The organism is Streptacidiphilus sp. PB12-B1b, from assembly GCF_014084125.1.
Taxonomy (GTDB): Bacteria; Actinomycetota; Actinomycetes; order Streptomycetales; family Streptomycetaceae; genus Streptacidiphilus.
This window is the reverse complement of the sequence record NZ_CP048405.1, coordinates 7,045,374-7,061,221: the sequence shown is the minus strand read 5'-3', so window position 1 is coordinate 7,061,221 and position 15,848 is coordinate 7,045,374. Positions and strand designations below refer to the sequence as shown.

The window sequence follows — 15,848 nt, the reverse complement described above, 5'->3', positions numbered from 1 at the left end:
GCCCGGCTAGGCCGCCGCCGCCCGGGACGTCCGCCGGACCTGCTCCGTCAGCGGACCCACCGCCAGCACGCTGCGCAGCGCGCTCGCCGTCCGCCCCCACTGCCACCCCACCACCTCGCCGTAGCCGGACACCGCGAGCGCGCACGCGATCGCGCACAGGTGCTCGGCCCCGGCCAGGTTCGGCAGCAGTGCCTCCTCCAGCACCATCCCCAGCACCACCGCGCCCCCGGTCACCCAGGCCCGGTAGCGCCAGGCCACGCAGACGGCCAGCGCCACCACCGCCGCCGACGGGCCGGTGTCCCGCACCAGCGCGTCCACCGGCGGCAGCCCGAACGGGCTCCCCGGCCCCAGCCGGACGCCGTTGCGCGCGTACAGCGTCCCGGCGAGCGACCCCAGGTAGGCCACCGCCAGCGTCCGCCACCGGCCCAGCGCCAGCTCCGCGATCCCGAACACCAGGAACACCTGCGCCGCCGCACCCCACACCGGCAGATCCGGCGCCGGCACGAACAGCGACAGGGGAGTGCGCAGCAGCTCCCGCCACAGCGGCAGCGACGCCTGGACCACCCCGATCCGTCCCACCAGCGCCGCCCCGCCCGCCGAGTGCTGAACCACCTGGAACACCAGCACCGCCGCCGTCGCCACCAGCGTCAGCGGAACCGCCGCCCAGCGCCGCCGCAGCAGCGCACCGCGCACCGCCCGGAACAGCGCGCCCCACTCGGCGTCGGCCGCCCGCACCACGTACCGTCGGCACCGGTCACGCAGGGTGCCGGTGTCGGAGGCGCCGGGTCGGCTGCTGCTCACGCCGCTCCTCCGTTCCCGCCGGGGCCTCCCGCCGGGGCCCTGCATCCACGCTAGATCCGTTGCGCCACGCCCGCCTCGGGGACGCGGCTGTGTCGGCGCTTGAACAGGCTGGGCAGGCTGGGCGTGGTGATGAAGCCCTCGGCCCGCGCCGAGGCCAGGCCGATCCGCGGCAGGTCGCCGCTGCGCTCGAACAGCAGGTAGCGGGGCTCCCAGATCGGCCGGTACTTGGCGTTCGCCCGGTAAAGGGACTCGATCTGCCACCAGCGGGAGAAGAACAGCAGCACCGAGCGCCACATCCGCAGCACCGGCCCCGCGCCCAGCTTCGAGCCGCGCTCGAAGACGGCCCGGAACATGGCGAAGTTCAGCGACACCCGCTCGAAGCCGAGGACCTTGGCCTGACCGATCAGCTCGATCACCATGAACTCCAGCAGGCCGTTGTCGGACTCCCGGTCCCGCCGCATCAGGTCCAGCGACAGGCCGTCGCGGCCCCAGGGCACGAAGCTGAGCAGGGCCCGCAGCTCGCCCGTGCCGTCACGGCACTCCAGCATCACGCACTGGCCGTCGTCCGGATCGCCCAGCCGGCCCAGCGCCATCGAGAAGCCGCGCTCGGTCTGGCCGTCGCGCCAGTGGTCGGCGCGCTGCAGCAGGGTGTCCATCTCGTCGTCCGGGATGTCCGCGTGGCGGCGCACCCGGACGGTGTAACCGGCGCGCCCGACCTTCTTGTGCGCCTGGCGGACGTTGCGCATCGCGCGCCCCTCCAGGGTGAACTCGTCGACCTCGACGATGGCCTCGTCGCCCAGCTCCAGCGCGTTCAGCCCGTGCCGGGAATAGACCGTGCCGCCCTCCTCGCTGGCCCCCATCACCGCCGGCACCCAGGCGTGCTCGCGGGCCTGCGCCTGCCAGCGCTCGATCGCGCCGGGCCACGCCTCGACGTCCCCGATCGGGTCGCCCGAGGCCAGCGACACCCCGCCGACCACCCGGTACACCACGGCGGCCTTGCCGGAGGGCGAGAACAGCACCGATTTGTCACGGCGCAGCGCGAAGTAGCCCAGCGAGTCCCGCTCGCCGTTCTTGTCCAGCAGCTCGCGCAGCCGCGCTTCGTCCTCCGGGGCCAGGTACTCCTTGCCCTTGGGGGCGCGGAACAGCGCGTACAGCACCAGCAGGAAGATCAGCACGCTCATCACGTTGATGCTGATGTCCACCCAGTGCGGGGTCACGATGTCGTCGTAGCGGCTGCCCGAGGGCGCCAGCGTGTAGACCCGCATCAGGGTGTAGCTGGTCCGGTCCCACAGGGTCGAGCCGCTGGCGGTGTCCGTCGCCGACACCAGCGCGGTGCCCAGCAGCACGGCCACCGCGCCGCCGCCGATCAGCGCGGCCAGCGCCAGCAGCGGATTGGAGCGGTCGCCCTTGGCCCGGAACTCGCGGCGGCCGACCACCAGCGCGATCAGCAGCGCCAGCGTGAGCACCAGCGAGATCCAGTTGAACCACAGCCCCTTGGCCTGCGGGTAGACCGCCAGGAACAGCACCACCACCAGCAGGTACAGGCTCACCAGCACCACGTTGAACAGCCAGGCGGCCCGCTTGCGTCGGCGCAGCATGACCGCCATGAACAGTGCCAGCGCGCCCGAGGTGAAGCCCGCGCTGAGCAGGTACGGGGTGAAGAAGTCGCCGGTGTTGTGCCGGGTGACCTGACTGCGGAAGGGGGCGGAGACGGCTCCGACGAAGTTCAGCAGCGCGGCGATCCGCAGGTACCAGACGGCCACGGCGCCCGCCCGCACACGCCAGACACCGGAGCTGTTCGTCACAGTTTCGGAGGACACGTCCCTCCCCATCCTTTATCAGAGGATCTTTATAGTTGCATACAGTTTTCTCCTTTCTGGTCCTCCGGAAAACGGAGAGCCCGCCCCCCGAACGGCGGGGGCGGGCTCTGCTGCGGCCGTACGGCCGGGAAGGCGCCTCAGCGGCGGCCCTCCAGCACGCGCTCGAAGACGTTGGCGATGACGCCGTAGCCCAGCGTGTTGGCGTGGATGTTGTGGTACGGCGTGCACTCCCAGGTCCACTCGCAGACGTGGGCCACGTTCAGCGGCACCCGGCCGATGCCGGGCAGCGTCACCGGGCGGCCGAAGTCGTCGGTGGCGAAGGTCCGGGAGACGTCCGCCAGCTGGAAGCCCGAGCTGTGCAGCCCGGCCTGGACGGCGGCGTTGAAGCCGGTCGACAGGGTCACCGAATCCTTCGCCAGCTGCTGTCCGGCCGCGCCGGTCAGCCAGGCGGCGAGGAAGGGGTCGTAGTAGTTCATGCCGACGTACCGCGGCGTGGCGCCGCCGGCCTTGTGCACGGCCCCGGCGATCTGCGGCAGCTCGGCGGCGACGGTGGCGATGCCCTGCTCGGCGCAGGCCATGTCCAGCCCGGTCGCGGTGGTGCAGCCGTCGACGTCGTTGGCGCCGATGTCCAGGGTCACGTACGACACCTGGCCCTTGTGCGCGTCCAGGAACTTCACCGCGGCGTCCAGCTGCGAGGAGGCCCCGGCGTAGGAGCAGATCCCGCCGCTGATCATGGTCTGGGTGGTCTCGCCGCTGCAGCCGAGCTTGACGTGCACCAGGTTCGGGTCGTGCTTCCTGAGCCGCGCGTACAGCTGGTCGGTGTAGGACTCGTCGGTGTTGCCGCCCGCGTTCGGCTGGTATCCGGCGGCGAGGGAGTCGCCGAGGGAGACGTAGTAGTCCGGGGCGTGGTGCGTGGAGCCGTGTGCGTCCGGTGCGGTGGTGCTGTGCGCGACGGCGGCCGGCGCCGTGGCGCCCGTCAGCGCGGCCGCGGCCAGGGCCGCGGAGGCGACGCCCATGAGACAGCGGGCGGTGCGGGAGGTGCTGAGCACGAGTGGGACCCCCTCAGTGGGGCGCCGCGTTCGGATGCGGCCCCCGGTTCCAGGGAGTATGGCAACCGGTGAGTAGCCCTTGGCAAGACTTCTGCAGACACGTGATCAAAAGACATGCGGTCAGGGGACGCGCGATCAGGCCCGTGCTGCCGCCGTGGCCGTGGGCGCGGCCGGGCGGGCTACTCCGGGAGGTTGTCGAACGGCGCGACCAACTGCCGCAGCAGCCCGGCCAGATCGGCCTGCTGGGCCGCGGAGAGCTCCGCCAGCAGCGCCCGCTCGTGGGCCAGCAGCCCCGCCAGCGCCTCGTCCGCGCGGTGCTGCCCGGACTCGGTCAGCCGCACCAGGACGCCCCGGCGGTCGCCGGGGTCGGGCAGCCGCTGGACCAGGCCCTTGCCGGCCAGGCGGTCGATCCGGTTGGTCATGGTGCCGGAGGTCACCAGAGTCTGCGTCAGCAGCTGCCCGGGGGACAGCTGGTAGGGCGCGCCGGTCCGGCGGAGCGCGGTGAGCACGTCGAACTCCCACGGCTCCAGGCTGTGCTCGGCGAAGGCGGTACGGCGCGCCCGGTCCAGGTGCCGGGCGAGCCGGCTGACCCGGCTCAGCACTTCCAGCGGCTCCACGTCGAGGTCCGGGCGCTCGCGGCGCCACGCCATGACCAGCCGGTCGACCTCGTCCTCCATGGAGATCAGTGTATCGGTGGATGTGTCGATGTGAAGTCTCTTGACATCAAGAAACAGACGCGAGCACACTGAAAGTATCTTGATATCGAGATACTTTGGACCCGTCCACCCCTGGAGCCACCATGACCACCGACACCTGGGACCCCGCCCAGTACCTCCGCCACGCCGACCACCGCAGCCGGCCCTTCCACGACCTCGTCGCCCGCATCCCCGGCACCCCCCAGCGCGTCGTCGACCTCGGCTGCGGCCCCGGCAACACCACCGCCACCCTCCCCCGGCGCTGGCCCCGCGCCCGGATCACCGGCATCGACAACTCACCCGCCATGATCCGCCAAGCCCGCCACGACCACCCCGACATCGACGTCCAGCCCGGCGACATCACCACCCACCGCCCCGACGCCGACCTCATCCTCTCCAACGCCGCCCTCCAGTGGATCCCCGACCACACCCGCCTCTTCCCCCGCTGGATCGACGCCCTGCCCGCCGGCGGCACCCTCGCCTTCCAGGTCCCCGGCAACTTCGACCAGCCCAGCCACACCCTCCTCGCCGACCTCCGCGCCACCCCCCGCTGGGCCCACCTCCCCCCGGTGCACACCCCCGCCGTCCACCCGCCCGCCCACTACCTCCACCTGCTCACCGACCTCGGCTGCACCGTCGACGCCTGGGAGACCACCTACCTCCAGCTGCTCACCGGCGACCGCCCGGTCCTCGACTGGATGCTCGGCACCGGCCTGCGCCCCACCCTGACCGCCCTCACCGACCCCGCCGACCGCGAGGCCTTCCTCGACCAGTACGCCGCCCTCCTCGACCGGGCCTACCCCGCCACCCCGCACGGCACCGTCCTGCCCTACCGCCGTATCTTCGTCATCGCCACCAAGGCTCCCGCCACCGAGACGCCCGCCACCGACCGCCCCGCCGCGAACTGAGGAACAGGCCATGATCGTCGCCCTCGACCACGTCCAGCTCGCCGCACCCGCCGGCAGCGAGGACCAGCTGCGCGGCTACTACGCCGGCATCCTCGGCATGACCGAGCTCCGCAAGCCCCCGCTGCTCGCCGCCCGCGGCGGTTGCTGGTTCCAGGCCGGCCCGGTCCAGCTCCACCTCGGCATCGAGGACCCGTTCACCCCTGCCAGGAAGGCCCACCCGGCCCTGCGGATCAGCGGCATCCACGCCTACGCCAAGCAGATCGCCGCCCTCGGCGCGCCCGTCACCTGGGACTACGACCTCCCCGGCCACCACCGCTTCTACTCCCACGACCCGGTCGGCAACCGCATCGAGTTCCTCGAACCCGTCGCCCGGAAGCCCGCCGGATAGGCGCGTGCGGGGGGCCCGGGCGGGCCCGGGCGGCTAGTTCTTGCGCCGCCCCACCAGCTGCGGACGCCGCTCCATCCCCTCCAGGCCGTGCCAGGCCAGGTTCACCAGGTGCGCCACCACCTCGGCCTTCACCGGCTTCCGCACGTCCAGCCACCACTGCCCGGTCAGCGCCACCATCCCCACCAGCATCTGCGCGTACATCGGCGCCAGCTTCGGGTCGTACCCGCGCGACTTGAACTCGTGCCCCAGGATGTCCTCCACCTGGGTGGCGATGTCGTTGATCAGCGAGGCGAACGTCCCCGTCGACTGCGCCACCGGCGAATCCCGCACCAGGATCCGGAAGCCGTCCGTCGACGTCTCGATGTAGTCCAGCAGCGCGAACGCCGCCTCCTCGCACAGCTCCCGGGGGTGCCCGCCGGTCAACGACCCGGTGACCATGTCCATCAGCAGCTGCATCTCCCGGTCGACCACGACCGCGTACAGCCCCTCCTTGCCGCCGAAGTGCTCGTACACCACCGGCTTGGACACGCCGGCCTGCGCCGCGATCTCCTCCACCGACGTCGCCTCGTAGCCCCGCTCCGCGAAGAGCATCCGGCCCACGTCCAGCAACTGCTCCCGGCGCTGCTTCCCGCTCATCCGCACCCGGGCCGTGCGTCCTCCCGCCGCCGGGGCCCTGCGCGCGCGTGCCGCCTTCGCGGGGACCGCCGAGCTCCCCGCGCCCCCTGAACCACCGCTGCTGTCACTCACAGGACCATCATGCCGCCCGCCGCGCCTCGACCCGCTCCGGGCTCGGCCAGCGGACGTCCCGCGCCCACCCGGCCAGCTCGAACCAGCGGATCAGCCGGGCCGAGGAGTCCACCTGCCCGCGCAGCACCCCGTGCCGGGCCGAGGTCGGGTCCGCGTGGTGCAGGTTGTGCCAGGACTCGCCGCAGGACAGCACCGCCAGCCAGGCCACGTTGCCGGAGCGGTCCCGGGACTTGAACGGACGCCGCCCGGAGGCGTGGCAGATCGAGTTGATCGACCAGGTCACGTGGTGCAGCAGCGCCACCCGCACCAGCGACCCCCAGAAGAACGCCGTCACCGCGCCCTGCCAGGACCACGACCACAGGCCGCCGGCCAGCGGCGGGAGCAGCAGCGAGGTCGCGGTGAAGAAGGCGAACTGCCGCGACACCCAGGAGACGTCCCGGTCGCCCACCAGATCCGGCGCGTAGGTCTGCTGCGGGGTCTGCTCCTCGTCGAACAGCCAGCCCATGTGCGCCCACCACAGGCCCTTGAGCAGGGCGGGGACGGACTCGCCGTAGCGCCACGGGGAGTGCGGGTCGCCCTCCTTGTCGGAGTAGCGGTGGTGCTTGCGGTGGTCGGCCACCCAGCGCACCACCGGACCCTCGATGGCCAGGCTGCCGGCCACCGCCAGGGCGATCTTGAGCGCCCGGTTGGCCTTGAACGAGCCGTGGGTGAAGAACCGGTGGAAGCCGATGGTGATGCCGTGGCAGGCGGTGAAGTACATCACCACCATGATCACCACGTCGTGCCAGCCCAGCCCCCAGCCCCAGGCCACCGGGACGGCGGCGAGCAGCGCCAGGAACGGCACCACGATGAAGGACCCGAGCGCGAACTGCTCCGCGAAGCCCTTGGTCTCCCCGCCGCGGGTGGCCGGGGCGGCGGACGGCGGGCGCGGCTGTGACAGGACGGCCGTCGCGGCGGGCGCGCCGTTCTCGTCAGCGGGTTGAGTGGTCATGTCTCGCTACCTCGCGGCCTGGGAGGGGTAAGGGGCGGGGGCCTGCCTACGGTTCCGTAACCTACGGCATCGTAGGTTGATTGCCCCGCTCCGTGCGCGTCCAATCGCGGCGAGCGTGCCGGAGCGATGAGCACACCATCACTCGAACGAGTGATGCGGGCGGCTGTCCGGCCCGCGCCCGGACGGCCGCGCCCAGAGTGGTTCGTATGGACACCGAAGAGGCCCTGCGGGAGCAGGCGGTCGCGCTGCGGCGGGGCGGCATGAGCCGCCGTCAGATCAGGGACGAGCTGAAGATCTGGAACAACGACCGGCTCACCCGCATGCTCGCGGGCGAACCACCGCCCGAATGGACCAGGCGGCCCAACGCCAAGGACGACCTCCGCGAGCAGGCGCGCCGGCTGCGGCGCGAGGGGCGGACGTACGACGAGATCGAGGAGGCACTGGGGGTGTCGCGCAGTTCGGTGTCGCTGTGGGTGCGGGATCTGCCGAAGCCGCCGCCGCGGTTCACCCGCGAGGAGCTTGCCCGGCGGGCCTCGGAGGCGCGGTGGGAGCCGCTGCGGCGGCTGCGCGACGCGGAGCGGCGGACCGCCAAGGAGGCTGCGGCCGCGTCGATCGGGGACGTGAGCGACCGGGAACTGTTCGTCATGGGCGTGGTGCTGTACTGGGCGGAGGGCACAAAGGACAAGGCGTACGCCCGTCGTGAGTCCGTGGCGCTGATCAACAGCGATCCCGATGTGATCACGGTCTACCTGGCCTGGCTGGACCTGCTCGGCGTGGACCGGTCGCGGCTCCGCTTCCGCGTGCACATCCACGAGTCCGCTGACGTCGACGGGGCCCAGGGGTTCTGGGCCGACCTGGTCGGCGTGGACGTCGCCGAACTCCGGCGTCCCACGCTGAAGAGGCACAACCCCCTGACGGTGCGCAAGAACACCGGTGAGGACTATCGGGGATGTCTCGTCATCAACGTTCTCGGGAGCGCCGATCTGTATCGGCGCATCGAGGGCTGGTGGGGCGGATTGGTGTTGGAGACGAAGCGCCGGAAGCCGTAGGCTATGAGCGTTCCGAGAGGAGAAATATTCTCCGCTTGACAAATGATCCGCTGTAGTGTAATTGGCAGCACGACGTCTTTTGGTGGCGTTCGGTCTAGGTTCGAGTCCTAGCAGCGGAGCTTGTGTTCGACGCCTGACCGGCCCGGCCTGGTCATCGGTCGAACCGACCCCGCTATCCTCGAACCGTTCGGGCACGCCTGTGCGATACCCCCTGCGGTAGTGGTGGCCCGGAGCGCATTCTTCCCTCCACCACCCCGTGACGCCGAGGAGCCACCACCCGTGAGCCCGACCCCCCCGGCCGCTGTCATCGTCCTCGCCGCCGGCGGGGGCACCCGGATGAAGTCGGCGGTCCTGCCGAAGATCCTGCATCCGCTCTGCGGGCGCAGCCTCGTCGGGCATGCCGTCGCCGCCGCCCGGGAGCTGACGCCCGACCACCTCGTGGTCGTCGTCGGGCACATGCGGGAGCAGGTGTCCGCGCACCTCGCCGAGATCGACCCGGGTGTCCGGGTCGTCGTGCAGGAGGAGCAGAAGGGCACCGGGCACGCCGCCCGGGTCGCGCTGGAGGCGCTGGCCGCCGAGGGCACCGTGCTGGACGGCACGGTCGTGGTCAGCTACGGCGATGTCCCGCTGCTCACCGCCGACACCCTGCGCCGCCTGGCCGGGGCGCACGCCGCCGACGGCAACGCCGTCACGGTGCTGACCGCCGAGGTGCCGGACGCCACCGGCTACGGCCGGATCCTGCGCGGCCCGGCCGGCGAGGTGCGGGCGATCGTCGAGCACAAGGACGCCAGCGAGGACGAGCGGGCGATCACCGAGATCAACTCCGGCGTGTACGCCTTCGACGGCAAGCTGCTGGCGCAGGGCCTGGGCGAGGTGCGCACCGACAACAGCCAGGGCGAGGAGTACCTGACCGACGTCCTCGGCATCCTGCGCGAGGCCGGGCACCGGGTGGGCGCGCTGGTGGCGGCGGACTTCCGGGACGTCCTCGGGATCAACGACCGGGTGCAGCTGGCGGAGACCCGGCGGATCATGAACGACCGGCTGCTGGACTCCGCGATGCGGGCCGGGGTCACCGTGGTGGACCCGGCGACGACGTGGCTGGACGTCCAGGTGACGTACGAGCCGGACGCGCTGATCCACCCGAACACCCAGCTGCAGGGTGCGACCAGCATCGCGGCCGGGGCCGAGGTCGGGCCGAACTGCACGCTCAAGGACACCCGGGTGGGTGCCGGAGCGCATGTGAGTAATGCCACAGCCGACCAGGCGGTCATCGGTGAGGGCGCCCAGGTCGGGCCGTACGCGTACCTGCGTCCGGGCACGGTGCTGGGGGTGCGGTCGAAGGCCGGGACGTACGTGGAGATGAAGAACGCGGTCGTCGGCGACGGCAGCAAGGTGCCGCATCTCACGTATGTGGGGGACGCCACCATCGGCGAGGGCAGCAACATCGGCGCGGCCTCGGTGTTCGTCAACTACGACGGCGTGAACAAGCACCGTACGACCATCGGAAGCCACTGCCGGACGGGTTCGGACAACATGTTCGTGGCCCCGGTGACGGTCGGGGACGGGGCCTACACGGCCGCCGGATCGGTCATCTACAAGGACGTTCCGGCCGGTGCGCTCGGGGTCACCCGGCCGCAGCAGCGCAATGTGGAGGGCTGGGTCGAGCGCAAGCGCCCGGGGACGGCCGCGGCGGAGGCGGCGGCCGCCGCGCGCGCCGGGAGCGCCCCCGCGAACGCCTCCGTCAGCACCCCGGCGGCCGACCCGGAGGCGACGGAAGCCGCTCCCGACGCGTAACCTGGTGGACATCCGAGCGCCGCGGACGTGCAGTGCAGTCCCCAGGTGTTCAGCCAACCCCCACAGCAGCTGTGCCGCGAGCGGCGGCTAGCCCAGCGCGCGTCAGCAACGAGGAGACGGTGCAGTGACCGGGATCAAAACGTCCGGTGAGAAGAACTTGATGCTCTTCTCCGGCCGCGCACACCCCGAGTTGGCGCGGGAGGTGGCGGAGCAACTGGGTGTGGACCTGGTTCCGACGAAGGCTCTGGACTTCGCCAACGGTGAGATCTACGTGCGCTACGAGGAGTCGGTCCGCGGGGCCGACGCCTTCGTGCTGCAGAGCCACACCGCCCCGATCAACCAGTGGATCATGGAGCAGCTCATCATGATCGACGCCCTGAAGCGGGCGTCGGTCAAGAGCATCACCGTGATCATGCCGTTCTACGGCTACGCCCGTCAGGACAAGAAGCACCTGGGCCGGGAGCCCATCTCGGCGCGGCTGATAGCGGACCTGCTGAAGCAGGCGGGCGCCGACCGGCTGATGTCGGTGGACCTGCACACCGCGCAGATCCAGGGCTTCTTCGACGGCCCGGTGGACCACCTGTTCGCGCTGCCGCTGCTGGCGGACTACGTGGCCAGCCGGGTGGACCGGGACCGGCTGACGATCGTCTCGCCGGACGCGGGCCGGGTGCGGGTGGCGGACCAGTGGTCCGACCGGCTGGCGGCGCCGCTGGCGATCATCCACAAGCGGCGCGACCCGAACGTGGCCAACAAGGTGATGTCGGCCGAGGTCGTGGGCGACGTCAAGGGCCGGGTGTGCGTGCTGGTGGACGACATGATCGACACCGGCGGCACCATCTGTGCGGCCGCGGACGCGCTGTTCGACCAGGGCGCGGCGGACGTGATCGTGGCGGCGACGCACGGTGTGCTGTCGGGTGCGGCGACGGACCGGCTGAAGAACTCGCGGGCCAGCGAGTTCGTCTTCACCAACACCCTGCCGACCCCGGGCGAGCTGCAGTTGGACAAGGTGACGACGCTGTCGATCGCTCCGCTGATCGCCCGGGCGATCCGTGAGGTCTTCGACGACGGTTCGGTGACCAGCCTGTTCGAGGACGCCTGAGCGATCCACTGCTCCACTGCTCCACTGATTGACTGATCGTTTTGGGGCCCTCGCCGGGTCTGGGCTAGACTCCAGGAATTGCCCGGCGAGGGAGTCCCGACTTCGCGTGACTCCGTGATCGACGCGCTGCACCGCACAGGCTGCGGACGGTTGTGCGAGACGCCACCGGGCGACTCATCCAAGAATTCTTTCGGGTGAGGTTCTGCCGGTGGCTTTTTTCATGCGTGCGTCCAGCGCGCGTGCGGGGGCTGTGCCGGACGGCGCCCGCCCTGTGTACGAGGAGTGCCGTCGTGTCTGAGATCCGCCTTGAGGCCCAGCCCCGCAACGAGTTCGGCAAGGGCGCCGCGCGTCGCGCCCGCCGCGAGGGCCTGGTCCCGGCCGTCGTGTACGGCCACGGCCACACCCCGGTCCACGTGAACCTGCCGGGCCACGCGCTGATGCTGGCGCTGAAGACCCCGAACGCCCTGTTCACCCTGGCGATCGACGGCAAGGACGAGTTCGTCCTGCCGAAGGCCGTGCAGCGCGACCCGATCAAGCGCTCGCTGAAGCACGTCGACCTGCTGCTGGTGAAGAGCGGCGAGAAGGTCACCGTCGAGATCCAGATCAACACCGAGGGCGAGCTGGCCCCCGGCGGCAACCTGCTCGAGCACATCCTGAACACCCTGCCGCTCGAGGCCGAGGCCACCCACCTGCCCGAGTCGGTCACCGTCTCGATCGAGGGCCTGGAGGCCGGTACCTCCATCCTGGCGAAGGACATCACCCTGCCGAAGGGCGCGACCCTGGCCGTGGAGCCGGAGACCGTGGTCCTGCAGGTCGTCTCCGCGCAGATCGAGGCCCCGTCCGAGGACGCCGAGGCGACCACCGAGGCCGCTGTCGAGGCCTGATCCTCGCACTGCTCTCCTCCGCTGCCCCGGCCGTGCATCATGGCCGGGGCAGCGGCGTGTGGTTCGGGCGGGTTGCTCGGGCGGTTGGCCCGGGGGCGTGGCTTCGGCAGTGGTTCGGCAGCAGGGAAGGACGACGAGGGTGAGCGACGAGCAGAGCGGTCCGTGGCTGGTCGTGGGTCTGGGCAATCCGGGCCCCGAGTACGCGGGGAACCGCCACAACATCGGGTTCATGGTGGCGGATCTGCTGGCCGGGCGGATCGGGGCGAAGTTCAAGGCGCACCGCAGCCGCAACCAGGTGGTGGAGGGGCGGTTGGCGGGGCAGCGGGTGGTGCTGGCGAAGCCGACGTCGTTCATGAACCTGTCGGGCGGTCCGGTGGCGGCGCTGCGGGACTTCTACAAGGCGCCGCTGGACCGGCTGGTGGTGGTCCACGACGAGCTGGACGTGGACTACGCGGCGCTGCGGCTGAAGCTGGGCGGCGGTGACAACGGCCACAACGGGCTGAAGTCGATCACCAAGTCGCAGGGCCCGGACTACTACCGGGTGCGGGCCGGGGTGGGGCGTCCGCCGGGGCGGATGGAGGTCGCGGACTTCGTGCTGCGGGACTTCTCCTCGACCGAGCGCAAGGAGCTGGACTGGTTCGTGGACCGGGCGGCCGACGCGGTGGAGGCGTTGATCTCCGAGGGCCTGGAGCGGGCGCAGACGACGTACAACTCGTAGGCACGGCACGGCACGGCACGGCACTGCAAGGCGCGGCGCAAGGCGCGGTACGGCGGCGGCCCGCAGTCCTCCCGGTTCGGGGGGCTGCGGGCCGCGCGGTGTTACTGGCGTGCTGTCAGCCGGTGTTGCGCAGGCCGGCGGCGATGCCGTTGACGGTGAGCAGCAGGGCGCGGGCGCGCAGCGGGTCGTCGTCGGGGCCCTGGTCGGCGTTCTCGCGCTGGCGGCGCAGCAGGGCGACCTGGAGGTAGGAGATGGGGTCCAGGTAGGCGTCGCGGATGGCGAAGGTCTGCTTGAGCACGGGGGTGTGTTCGAGCAGTTCGTTCTCGCCGCTGACGTGCAGGACCTCCTTGAGGGTGAGCGCGTGCTCGGCCTCGATGAGGTCGAAGATGTGCCGGAGGTGGTCGGGGACGAGCTGGTCGACGTAGTGGCGGGCGATCCGCAGGTCGGTCTTGGCCAGCGTCATGGCGACGTTGGACAGGAAGTTGCGGAAGAAGTGCCACTCGTTGTGCATCTCCTGCAGGATGTCGCCGAGTCCGGCCTCGCGGGCGGCGGCGAGTCCGGCGCCGACGCCGTACCAGCCGGGGACGATCTGCCGGGACTGGGTCCAGCCGAAGACCCAGGGGATGGCGCGGAGTCCGTCGAGTCCGGCGCCGCTGTCGGGGCGGCGGGAGGGGCGCGAGCCGAGGTGCAGGGCGGCGAGCTGGTCGACGGGGGTGGCGGCGAAGAAGTAGGCGGGCAGGTCCGGGTCCTCGACCAGGCGCCGGTAGGCGGTGTGGGCGCCGTCGGAGACGGTGTCCATGGTGGCGTCCCAGCGGGCCAGGGCCTCGGGGGCCTGGCGGGGCGCGGTGTGCAGGGCGCTGGCTTCGAGGGTGGCGGAGACGGTGAGTTCCAGGTTCTCCCGGGCGAGGGCGGGGATGAGGTACTTGTCGGAGATCACCTCGCCCTGTTCGGTGACCTTGATCTCGCCTTCGAGGGTGCCGTAGGGCTGGGCGAGGATGGCCTCGTGGGAGGGGCCGCCGCCGCGGCCGACGGTGCCGCCGCGGCCGTGGAAGAGGCGCAGCCGGATGCCATAGCGGTGGGCGACGTCGCGCAGCCGGCGCTGGGCGCGGTGGATCTCCCACTGGCTGGTGGTGATGCCGCCGAACTTGCTGGAGTCGGAGTAGCCGAGCATGACCTCCTGGATGTCGCCGCGCAGGGAGACCAGCAGCCGGTAGGAGGGGTCGCGCAGCATCTCGTCGAGGATGGTGTCGGCGGCGCGGAGCTCGTCGGTGGTCTCCAGCAGCGGCACGATGCCGATCTTGGCGATGCCGGCGTGCAGGTCGATGAGTCCGGCCTCGCGGGCCAGGACGGCGGCGGCGAAGACGTCGTCGGCGCCCTGGCACATGGAGATGATGTAGCTCTCGACGATCTCCGGGCCGAAGCGTTCGAAGCTCTCGCGGATGGTCTCGAAGACGCCGAGGGTCTTGGCGCCGGCGGCGTCCAGCGGGGCCGGGGTGGGGGCGAGCGGGCGGCGGGACTTGAGCTCCTTGGCGAGCAGCCGCTGGCGGTACTCGCGGGGCATGTCGGTGTAGCGCCAGGCCTCCTCGCCGAGGCGGTCGAAGAGTTGGCCGAGGGCGTGGTGGTGGGCGTCGGCGTGTTCGCGGACGTCCATGGTGGCGAGCTGGAGGCCGAAGGCGGCGATGGTGCGGATGGCGCGGGAGAGGCGTCCGTCGGCGATCAGCCGGCCGCGGTGGGCGCGCAGCGAGTCCTGGATGATCTGCAGGTCGGCCAGGAGCGGGGCGGTGCCGAGGTAGTCGCGGCCCTCGACGTGGGGGGTGCCCGCGGAGAGCCGGTCGCGGGTGTTGATGAGCTTCTGCCGGATGCAGGTGGCCTTGAGCCGGTAGGGCTCCTCGGCGTTCATGCGCTTGTAGCGGGGGCTGATCTCGGGGAGGTTGGCGAGGTCGGCGTCGAGCGAGCCGATGAGTTCGTCGCTGGCGCCGGAGAGCCGCACGGAGGAGGAGAGGGCGCCGCGGAGGTCGTCGATGACGTCGAGGGCGTCCTTGATGCCGTACTCGTGCTGCAGGACGAGGACGTCGAGGGTGACGGCGGGGGTGACATTGGGGTTGCCGTCGCGGTCGCCGCCGATCCAGGTGCCGAAGGTCAGCGGGCGGACGCCCTCGGGGATGTCGGCGCCGATCCGGGCGAGTTCCTCGTTGAGCTCCTCGAGCACGTCGGGGACGGCGCGCTTGTACAGCTCGTCCAGGTAGTAGACGGCGTTGCGGGCCTCGTCGCCGGGTTCGGGGCGGGCGATGCGCAGTTCGTCGGTCTGCCAGAGCAGGTCGATGACCTCGGCCAGGCGGCGGTCGGCCTGGCGGCGGCCGGTGGGCCGGGTGGGGGTGTCGGTCTGCTCGAGGAGTTCGGCGATGCGGCGGAGCTTGGTGAGGACGCTGCGGCGGGCGGCCTCGGTGGGGTGCGCGGTGAAGACGGGCCGGACGGCGAGGTGGGCCAGGGTGTCGGCGAGGTGCTGCGGGTCGGCCTCGGCCAGCTTGTCGGCGGTGCGGGCGAGCAGCGAGCCCTCCTGGGCGCGGTGGATGCCCAGCTCCCGGCCGCGGTGCACCTGTTCGGCGACGTTGGCCAGGTGGAAGTAGGTGGAGAAGGCGCGGACCAGCTTGGCCGCGGTCTCGACATCGGTGTCCTCCAGCAGGGCGGCGGCGGCCTCGCCGTCGCTGCGGGTGAGGGCGCGTACCTGTTCGACGAGGTCGAGGAGTTCCTGGCCCTCCTGGCGGACCAGGGTCTCGCCGAGGAGTTCGCCGAGGCGGCGGATGTCGGCGCGCAGGGCGGAGTTGTCCGGTTCGGCGGTGCCGAAGGCGCCGGGGGCCGTGCCGGCGGCGGTGCTGGAGGGCGGGGTCGAGGCTGGGCCCGGGGT

14 protein-coding genes and 1 tRNA gene are annotated in these 15,848 nt (G+C 71.6%); 8 read left to right on the top strand and 7 right to left on the bottom strand.

Annotation, left to right across the window (positions count from 1 at the left end; all coding sequences use genetic code 11):
- Positions 1-6: 6 nt before the first annotated feature.
- The 4 genes from GXW83_RS30705 to GXW83_RS30690 form a co-directional block, all read right to left on the bottom strand.
- A complete protein-coding gene (locus GXW83_RS30705) occupies positions 7-801 on the bottom strand; it encodes a hypothetical protein (protein ID WP_182446279.1) in 795 nt (264 codons plus the stop codon).
- Positions 802-851: 50 nt separating this feature from the next.
- Entirely contained in the window at positions 852-2,633 is a 1,782-nt protein-coding gene (locus GXW83_RS30700) for a phosphatidylglycerol lysyltransferase domain-containing protein (protein ID WP_182446278.1), read from the bottom strand.
- 125 nt (positions 2,634-2,758) lie between these two features.
- Positions 2,759-3,670, bottom strand: a complete 912-nt coding sequence (locus GXW83_RS30695) for an SGNH/GDSL hydrolase family protein (RefSeq protein WP_225447345.1) — start codon at positions 3,668-3,670, stop codon at positions 2,759-2,761.
- Between the two features lie 179 nt (positions 3,671-3,849).
- Complete coding sequence (locus GXW83_RS30690) at positions 3,850-4,347, bottom strand: MarR family winged helix-turn-helix transcriptional regulator (RefSeq protein ID WP_182446277.1); 498 nt, start codon at positions 4,345-4,347, stop codon at positions 3,850-3,852.
- A 122-nt stretch (positions 4,348-4,469) separates the two neighbouring features.
- Here GXW83_RS30690 and GXW83_RS30685 point away from each other — a divergent pair, with 122 nt between their 5' ends.
- Positions 4,470-5,273: a trans-aconitate 2-methyltransferase gene (locus GXW83_RS30685; RefSeq protein ID WP_182446276.1), complete on the top strand. Its 804-nt coding sequence runs from the start codon at positions 4,470-4,472 to the stop codon at positions 5,271-5,273.
- A gap of 10 nt (positions 5,274-5,283) precedes the next feature.
- Entirely contained in the window at positions 5,284-5,661 is a 378-nt protein-coding gene (locus GXW83_RS30680; protein WP_182446275.1) for a VOC family protein, read from the top strand.
- A gap of 33 nt (positions 5,662-5,694) precedes the next feature.
- On the opposite strand, the gene GXW83_RS30675 is transcribed toward GXW83_RS30680, so the two are convergent.
- Together GXW83_RS30675 and GXW83_RS30670 are read right to left on the bottom strand one after the other, a co-directional pair.
- Entirely contained in the window at positions 5,695-6,408 is a 714-nt protein-coding gene (locus GXW83_RS30675; protein ID WP_370466809.1) for a TetR family transcriptional regulator, read from the bottom strand.
- Positions 6,409-6,415: 7 nt separating this feature from the next.
- Positions 6,416-7,399, bottom strand: coding sequence for an acyl-CoA desaturase (locus GXW83_RS30670; RefSeq protein ID WP_182446273.1), 984 nt, complete (start codon positions 7,397-7,399; stop codon positions 6,416-6,418).
- 206 nt (positions 7,400-7,605) lie between these two features.
- Between GXW83_RS30670 and GXW83_RS30665 the strand changes: the two genes are divergently transcribed.
- From GXW83_RS30665 to pth, 6 genes are all read left to right on the top strand, one after another.
- Positions 7,606-8,448 (top strand): hypothetical protein, encoded by an 843-nt coding sequence (locus GXW83_RS30665; protein WP_182446272.1) that lies wholly within the window; start codon positions 7,606-7,608, stop codon positions 8,446-8,448.
- Between the two features lie 46 nt (positions 8,449-8,494).
- Positions 8,495-8,567 (top strand) — tRNA-Gln (locus tag GXW83_RS30660).
- A 160-nt stretch (positions 8,568-8,727) separates the two neighbouring features.
- Positions 8,728-10,242 carry a bifunctional UDP-N-acetylglucosamine diphosphorylase/glucosamine-1-phosphate N-acetyltransferase GlmU gene (gene glmU / locus GXW83_RS30655; RefSeq protein ID WP_182446271.1) on the top strand — a complete coding sequence of 505 codons (1,515 nt, stop codon included), beginning with the start codon at positions 8,728-8,730 and terminating at the stop codon, positions 10,240-10,242.
- Positions 10,243-10,366: 124 nt separating this feature from the next.
- Entirely contained in the window at positions 10,367-11,341 is a 975-nt protein-coding gene (locus tag GXW83_RS30650) for a ribose-phosphate diphosphokinase (protein WP_182446270.1), read from the top strand.
- 290 nt (positions 11,342-11,631) lie between these two features.
- Entirely contained in the window at positions 11,632-12,225 is a 594-nt protein-coding gene (locus tag GXW83_RS30645) for a 50S ribosomal protein L25/general stress protein Ctc (RefSeq protein ID WP_182446269.1), read from the top strand.
- A 139-nt stretch (positions 12,226-12,364) separates the two neighbouring features.
- Positions 12,365-12,943, top strand: coding sequence for an aminoacyl-tRNA hydrolase (gene pth, locus GXW83_RS30640; RefSeq protein ID WP_182446268.1), 579 nt, complete (start codon positions 12,365-12,367; stop codon positions 12,941-12,943).
- Positions 12,944-13,058: 115 nt separating this feature from the next.
- Here pth and ppc read toward each other — a convergent pair whose 3' ends face one another.
- Positions 13,059-15,758, bottom strand: coding sequence for a phosphoenolpyruvate carboxylase (ppc, locus tag GXW83_RS30635; protein WP_225447581.1), 2,700 nt, complete (start codon positions 15,756-15,758; stop codon positions 13,059-13,061).
- Positions 15,759-15,848 lie beyond the last annotated feature (90 nt).

What these genes read in the sequence shown, in the direction of transcription:
- GXW83_RS30700 (WP_182446278.1), bottom strand. Translation starts at nt 2,633, where the DNA reads ATGGGGAGGGACGTGTCCTCCGAAACTGTGACGAACAGCTCCGGTGTC.
- GXW83_RS30690 (WP_182446277.1), bottom strand. Translation starts at nt 4,347, where the DNA reads ATGGAGGACGAGGTCGACCGGCTGGTCATGGCGTGGCGCCGCGAGCGC.
- GXW83_RS30685 (WP_182446276.1), top strand. Translation starts at nt 4,470, where the DNA reads ATGACCACCGACACCTGGGACCCCGCCCAGTACCTCCGCCACGCCGAC.
- GXW83_RS30680 (WP_182446275.1), top strand. Translation starts at nt 5,284, where the DNA reads ATGATCGTCGCCCTCGACCACGTCCAGCTCGCCGCACCCGCCGGCAGC.
- GXW83_RS30670 (WP_182446273.1), bottom strand. Translation starts at nt 7,399, where the DNA reads ATGACCACTCAACCCGCTGACGAGAACGGCGCGCCCGCCGCGACGGCC.
- GXW83_RS30665 (WP_182446272.1), top strand. Translation starts at nt 7,606, where the DNA reads ATGGACACCGAAGAGGCCCTGCGGGAGCAGGCGGTCGCGCTGCGGCGG.